Consider the following 5059-nt stretch of genomic DNA (forward strand, 5'->3'; position numbering starts at 1 on the left):
GCCTGCGGCCGTTCCGCGTCTCCGCGGCTCCGCGTCTCCGCGGCTCCGCGGCTCCGCGGCTCCGCGTCTACAACAGCGCGTACAGGGCCGAGGCGTCGTCGTGCGTCTTGCCGCGCGGCCAGCGCTCGCAGTCGGCGTCCGCCCGCTCCACCGCCCGCACCTGGGCGATCAGCTCGCCCGGCCCCGACTCGGCGAGCAGCCGCAGCACGTCGCCCCAACTCCCCAGCCCGAAGCGCTCGGTGTAGCGCGAGGCACCGTCGGTGAGGGCGGCCAGCGCGTGCAGCCGGTCCAGCGGGACGAAGCCGGTCTCGGCGTGCCCGGCCGCCCGCGGGCTGGCCGCGGCGATCCACGGGCCGTTGCCCCGGTTGCGGGCGGCACGCACGGCCAGCGCGTACTCCAGGTGCAGCGCGGCGCGTTCGGCCGAGCCGGGGACGGTCCCCCAGACCTGGCGGCGCAGCCCCTCCCCGCCGGGGAAGCGCTGGTTGTCGCCGATCACCTTCGGCGGGCCGTCCTTGAACTCCAGCACCAGCAGGGAGTCGCCGAGCACCAGGTACTCCAGCGCCTCGCCGTGCCGCCGGGCCGCGACGACCATCGCGGCCGGGGTGTTGGGGTGGGCCAGGTCGCAGCGGCCGCCGTGCAGCGCGGCCGTCTCCACGATGGCGTCGGCCAGGCACTCGGCGATCGAGCGGTCCGGCCGGTCGGTGAGCCGGGCGAGCAGGTGCACGCCCAGCCGGCGCACGTACCAGGCCGTCCCGTGCCGGCACCCGGACTCCAGGCCGGTCGGCGAACTCGCGCCGTCCAGCAGGACCAGCGCCTCCGGCGAGGCCGCCGCGAAGTCCTCGCTCTCGCGGCCGGGCCGCCGTGCTTCCCCTGCGAGCTGTAGCTGCATCCCGACAGTGTGGCCGCCACCCCCGGCCCGCGCCCAGACCCGTGCGCCGGTGTGGCGCGGACCGGGGCGCGGCGCCCGGTGGCAGCCGGGGTGATTCGGCCATACCGTCGGACGTGACCGGACAGTGCGGCCCGTCGGAACGGGCCGGGTCCGGGACCACCCCCGAGTCAACCGGGCCGCCCGCGACCGACGAGGAGCGGAAGATGTTCTGGCAGTTCATCGTGGTGCTGGCCGCCTCGCTCGGCTTCCCGGCCGCCGCACTGCTGTTCCTGATCGGCGGGCCGCGCTTCCCCGACGAGCAGCGCGGCCCCGACACCCGGGGCACCGGGAGCTCCCGGGCCTCCTGAACCTTCCGGGCTCCCCTGTCCCGAAGGCCCCCGAGCCGCTACGGCTTCCAGGCCGGGTCGCGGCCGAGCAGTGCCAGCGCGCGGGCGAACCGGCCGTCGCCGTCCGCGGGTTCGGCCCCCGGCCCGAAGGCCCGCCCGGGGGCCCGGGCTTCCGGCGTGCTCGGCACGGCCGCGGCCACCGTCAGCAGCGCGGCGGCCAACTCGTCGTCGCCGTCCACCGCCGCGACCAGCCCGTCCGGACTGCCGAGCGAGACGGCGACGTCCCAGCCGTGCACCAGGGTGTCCAGCAGGTGGAAGCCCACCGCCTGGGCGAACGGGAAGGGACCGCCGTCCCGGACCTCGGGCAGCCAGAGCGGCCGGGCCGCGGCGGCCGTCTCCCGGAAGGCACCGGTGAGTTCGAGGGCGGTGCGGCGGAAGGCGCCCGCCGGGTCATCACCGAACGGGGCGTCCGCGAACAGCGCCAGGTCCGGTCCGGCGCCGCGGGCGGCCGCGGCGAAACCCCGGTGCTGGCCGACGCAGTGCTCCAGCAGCCGACGCAGTGTCCACCCGACGCAGGGGGTGGGCAGGTCCAGCTGGTCGGGCCGCACGCCGTCCACCTCCCGGGCGGCCAACTCCACGGCCCGTGCGTGCAATTCGACGATCACCATGTGACAGTACCCCCCGGCCGGCAACGATGAATCCGATCACCTGATCAACGACGATCAGTTCCCACGCCTTCCCCGTACGCCCCGTGGAGCCGGGAGGTGGCCCTCGGCTGCCGCGCCCCGGACCGGCCCTAACTCCCTGCCAGGGCCCCTTCGACGGGCTCGGCCTGGGCCAGCAGCCGCTCGTCCCGGCCCTCCGCGCCGACCAGCTGGAGCCCCAGCGGCAGCCCCTCCGCGGTCCGCCCGGCCGGCAGACTCAGCGCCGGGCGCCCGAGGAAGCTCCACGGCAGGGACATCACCGCGTCCCCGGTGCTGTGCAGGCCCTCCGGGGCCCCGCCGGTCGCCGAGGGCGCCAGCCACAGGTCCACCCCGGCCGCCGCCTCCGCCGCGGCCACCCGCTCGCGCAGCCGCTCCCGGAACCGCAGGGCGGCCGCTCGGTCCTCGGCCGCGACGGCCCGGCCGGCCCGGATGCCCGCGACCGTCTCCGGCCGGTAGAGCCCGCCGAAGCGGGCGAACCAGTCGGCGTGGGTGCGGGCCAGCTCGAAGCGGTTGACCGTCTGCAGCTGCCGGACCACCTCGGCGAAGTCCGGGAACAGCCCGACCCGGCGCACCGTGAACCCGGCCCGCGCCAGCCGGGCCAGCTGCTCCTCGAAGGCGCGCAGCGCGGCCGGCTCGGCGTGCTCCAGGTACGTCCCGTCCGGCACCCCCAGCACGGGCGCGGCCGGAACGCCCTGTTCCTGCTGCCAGTCGTCGCAGAGCAGCGGGGCCGCCAGGGCCGCGCCCGCCAGGTCGGCGGTGAAGGTCCCCAGGGTGTCGAAGCTCGGCGCGTTCGGGATCACCCCGGCGATCGGGATCCGCCCGTACGTCGGCCGGAAGCCCACCACCCCGCAGTACGCGGCCGGGCGGATCACCGAGCCGACCGTCTGGGTGCCGATCGCCAGCGGCACCAGCCCGGCCGCGACCGCCGCCGCCGAGCCGCTGCTGGAGCCGCCCGGGGTGTGCCCGGGGTGGTGCGGGTTGCGGGTCGGGCCCGGGGCGCTCGCGGCGAACTCGGCGGTCACCGTCTTGCCCGCGACCAGCGCGCCCGCCGCCCGCAGCCGGTCCACCACCGCGGCCTGCGGCCCGGCCAGCACCCCGGGCGGCAGCGCCGAACCGCCGTGCGTGGGCAGCCCGTCCACGTGCACGATGTCCTTGACGCCCACTGCCACCCCGTACAGCGGCGGCCGCCCGCCCGGCTCCGGGTACCGCGCGGCCAGCTCCCGCGCCCGGGCCCGCAGCCGCTCGTACCGCCCGGGTTCCGGCACGAACGCGTGGATCAGCGGGTCCACCCGCTCGACCAGCGCGCACAACCGGTCGACGTACTCGGGCAGTTGGGGCACACCGGAGCGCAGCGCGGCGGCCTCATCGGTCAACGGCCGCGGCCGGACGAGGGGTTCCTCCATACCGATCACAGTAGAGCCGGCCGCCTACCGGTGGTGTTCGGCCGCCAAGTACGGTGCCTCGCGCAGGAAGTACGCCCCGCAGGTGTGGCAGCACAGCTCCGGGGTCCGCCCCCAGTCCACCGCCTCCCGCACCCGCGCCCCCGGATCGAGCTCCCGCCCGCACATCGCGACGCTCTCCTCGCCCCGGACCACGTGCCACAGCCGCACCCCCGCGGCCGCACCGCCGGCGCCGTACTCGGCTCGCATCTGGTGCATCATGCCCCCATCGTCCGGCCCCCTCCCACCCCCGGCAACCGGAGAACGGCGGAACGCCGCCCCGGTCAAAATCGAGCCGTCGCGACGCGGTAGGGTGCGCGCTCGCGACCGGTGCCGACGGCTTGGACCGAGGCCTCAAGTCGCCCTATTTCAGCCATATTTCATCCACAGTGGGGGACTTTCACCGTGCGTACTTCCCGCCTTCTGGCCGCATCCACGCTGGTGGCGCTCTCGCTCGGCGCCACCGTCGGCGCCACCACCGCCGGTGCCGTGGGCATCACCTCCTCCCCGACCGCCACCGCGACGGCCTCCGCCACCCCGAGTGCCACCCCGAGTGCCACCCCGAGCGCCACCGCCACCACCCCGGGCAGCCCGGCCCCGACAGCCACCGGCAAGCCGACGAACCTGCCGACCCGGCCGATGCCGACGCCGACCGTCGACAACCGCTGCCACGGGGGCGTGTTCCAGAGCAACCTGCTCAAGGTCACCGGCACCGGTCTCTACGGCACCACCCTGGTCAAGGGCGGCCAGGCCGCCGAGATGACCATGACCTGGGAGAACAAGAGCGGCGTCGACCTTCCGGTCGTCCACAACTCGCTCTACGTGACCGACGAGGGCGGGGAGCGTCCGGTCCAGTGGAGCACCGAGTTCTTCGACGTCCAGCTGGACACCGGGTCCGGTTGGAAGCCCGCCAAGCTCGACGACCGGGCCCTCCAGGCTCCGGCCTTCAAGCTGGCCAAGGGCGAGAAGATCACCTACAAGGTCCGGATCGCCGCCACCACCAAGGCCCCGGTCGGTCGGTACGGCGCGAACTACGAAGCCGGCTCGGACGCCTTCGACAACGACAAGATCCCGGCCCCGGCCAACAACAGGCCGCAGGCCTGCACCCAGTTCCTCGACGACTACCTGGGCGAGTTCCACGTCGCCGAGACCGGTGCCGCGACCACCGCCGCCCCCGCGGCCTCCGTCTCCCCGGCCGCCTCGCCCTCGGCGGGCCGGCACCTGGCCGAGACCGGCTCCAGCTCCAGCACCCTGCCGATCGCCCTCGGTGGTGCGGCAGTCCTGGCCCTCGGCGCCGGCACCCTCGTCGCCCTGCGCCGCCGCAAGTCGGCCAACCTGAGCTGACCCCACCCCAGTCGGCCCCGAGGGGCGCGGGCCGTGCGCCCGCGCCCCTCGGCGTTCCCGGCCCCGGCCCCGGCCCTCAGGACGCCGCCTGCAGCAGCGCGCCGTCCTGCCACTTGAGGATCTTGTCGAAGCTGACGATCGCGCCGCGCAGGGGGTGGTTGCGGAGCTGGACGTGGTCGGTGAGGGCGTGGATGAGGAAGAGGCCGCGGCCGGATTCGGCGGTGAGGTCGGGGAGGGTGTCCAGGTCGACCGGGCGCAGGGTGGGAGCATCGCGGGCCTCCGGGGCCGGGGGGCCGGAGCGGGGGCTCCGGGTGATCAGGGCGATCAGAACGGTCAGAGTGTCAGGTAAATCATCCA

6 protein-coding genes and 1 pseudogene are annotated in these 5059 nt (G+C 75.6%); 2 read left to right on the forward strand and 5 right to left on the reverse strand.

Annotated features, from left to right (window positions below; all coding sequences use genetic code 11):
* Positions 1 to 67: 67 nt before the first annotated feature.
* The gene (locus ABZW03_RS37080; protein ID WP_355268713.1) at positions 68 to 889 is read right to left on the reverse strand and encodes an integrase; all 822 of its coding nucleotides are present in this window, start codon (positions 887 to 889) and stop codon (positions 68 to 70) included.
* A 203-nt stretch (positions 890 to 1092) separates the two neighbouring features.
* Between ABZW03_RS37080 and ABZW03_RS37085 the strand changes: the two genes are divergently transcribed.
* Positions 1093 to 1236, forward strand: a complete 144-nt coding sequence (locus ABZW03_RS37085) for a hypothetical protein (RefSeq protein ID WP_355268715.1) — start codon at positions 1093 to 1095, stop codon at positions 1234 to 1236.
* Positions 1237 to 1274: 38 nt separating this feature from the next.
* Here ABZW03_RS37085 and ABZW03_RS37090 read toward each other — a convergent pair whose 3' ends face one another.
* From ABZW03_RS37090 to ABZW03_RS37100, 3 genes are all read right to left on the reverse strand, one after another.
* Positions 1275 to 1883, reverse strand: coding sequence for a TIGR03086 family metal-binding protein (locus ABZW03_RS37090; RefSeq protein WP_355268717.1), 609 nt, complete (start codon positions 1881 to 1883; stop codon positions 1275 to 1277).
* Positions 1884 to 2011: 128 nt separating this feature from the next.
* Positions 2012 to 3322, reverse strand: coding sequence for an amidase (locus tag ABZW03_RS37095; RefSeq protein ID WP_355268719.1), 1311 nt, complete (start codon positions 3320 to 3322; stop codon positions 2012 to 2014).
* A gap of 24 nt (positions 3323 to 3346) precedes the next feature.
* Positions 3347 to 3580 carry a hypothetical protein gene (locus ABZW03_RS37100; protein ID WP_355268721.1) on the reverse strand — a complete coding sequence of 78 codons (234 nt, stop codon included), beginning with the start codon at positions 3578 to 3580 and terminating at the stop codon, positions 3347 to 3349.
* A 183-nt stretch (positions 3581 to 3763) separates the two neighbouring features.
* On the opposite strand from ABZW03_RS37100, the gene ABZW03_RS37105 reads away from it, so the two are divergent.
* The gene (locus ABZW03_RS37105) at positions 3764 to 4702 is read left to right on the forward strand and encodes an LAETG motif-containing sortase-dependent surface protein (RefSeq protein WP_355268723.1); all 939 of its coding nucleotides are present in this window, start codon (positions 3764 to 3766) and stop codon (positions 4700 to 4702) included.
* Between the two features lie 76 nt (positions 4703 to 4778).
* Here the strand turns inward: ABZW03_RS37105 and ABZW03_RS37110 are convergent.
* Positions 4779 to 5059 (reverse strand): annotated as a pseudogene (locus ABZW03_RS37110) (hypothetical protein); the annotation flags it as partial.

The organism is Kitasatospora sp. NPDC004799, from assembly GCF_040609095.1.
In the GTDB taxonomy this organism is placed as follows: Bacteria; Actinomycetota; Actinomycetes; order Streptomycetales; family Streptomycetaceae; genus Kitasatospora.

Excerpts from the sequence above, each read along its gene's own strand:
- ABZW03_RS37085 (WP_355268715.1), top strand. The coding sequence starts at position 1,093 with ATGTTCTGGCAGTTCATCGTGGTGCTGGCCGCCTCGCTCGGCTTCCCG.
- ABZW03_RS37095 (WP_355268719.1), bottom strand. The coding sequence starts at position 3,322 with ATGGAGGAACCCCTCGTCCGGCCGCGGCCGTTGACCGATGAGGCCGCC.
- ABZW03_RS37090 (WP_355268717.1), bottom strand. The coding sequence starts at position 1,883 with ATGGTGATCGTCGAATTGCACGCACGGGCCGTGGAGTTGGCCGCCCGG.
- ABZW03_RS37080 (WP_355268713.1), bottom strand. The coding sequence starts at position 889 with ATGCAGCTACAGCTCGCAGGGGAAGCACGGCGGCCCGGCCGCGAGAGC.
- ABZW03_RS37100 (WP_355268721.1), bottom strand. The coding sequence starts at position 3,580 with ATGATGCACCAGATGCGAGCCGAGTACGGCGCCGGCGGTGCGGCCGCG.